At 76.8% G+C, this 624-nt stretch carries 1 protein-coding gene and 1 pseudogene; one reads left to right on the plus strand and one right to left on the minus strand.

The features are described 5' to 3' along the window. Nucleotides 1–260, minus strand: a pseudogene (locus A0J59_RS01530) (phosphoribosylglycinamide formyltransferase); the annotation flags it as partial. 110 nt (nucleotides 261–370) lie between these two features. Between A0J59_RS01530 and A0J59_RS01535 the strand changes: the two are divergent. Beyond that, on the plus strand, nucleotides 371–624 hold a 254-nt coding region (locus A0J59_RS01535; protein WP_304439880.1), incomplete at its 3' end, for a formyltransferase family protein.

Genomic DNA, 624 nt, shown 5'->3' on the forward strand with positions numbered 1-624 from the left:
GCGACCGCCTCGTTCCACGCGGCCCGGTCGTCGAAGTCGCCCGGTGCCACGACGACGGCGGCGATCCCGGCCTCGCGGGCGAGGTCGAGTCCGCCCGCGTCGGCCTTGTCCGACACGACGCCCACGACGCGCGCCCCGTAGGCGGCGTCGTCGTGCGCGGCGAGGATCGCGGCGAGGCTGCTGCGGCGCGTCGGGACGGGGCGGTGCGTACGGGTTGCCCACGGGCAGCTCCTCGGTCGGTCGGGCGGCTCGCGGTACATTCTCCCATCGGAGGCCGGGTGCCCGGGAGGGTGTGCCCAGCGCCTCCCGCCGACCCCGACATTCGAGCACCTCGAGCCACCCCGAGCCACCCGACACCCGCAGGAGCACCGTGCAGACGCCGTCCGGCCACCCCGTCGAGTCCACCTCCGCCGCCCGCGTCGTCGTCCTCGTCTCGGGCGCCGGCAGCAACCTCGCCGCGATCCTCGCCGCGCACGACGACGCCGCCTACGGGGCGCGCGTCGTGGGCGTCGTGTCGGACAAGGCCGACGCGGGCGGACTCGACCTCGCCCGCGAGGCCGGGATCGCCGCCGTCGTCGTGGCACCGGGCGACTTCGACGACCGGGCCGCGTGGAACGAGGCGGT

Origin of the sequence: Cellulosimicrobium sp. I38E (genome assembly GCF_001647255.1) — a bacterium.
GTDB classification, from domain to species: domain Bacteria; phylum Actinomycetota; class Actinomycetes; order Actinomycetales; family Cellulomonadaceae; genus Cellulosimicrobium; species Cellulosimicrobium cellulans_E.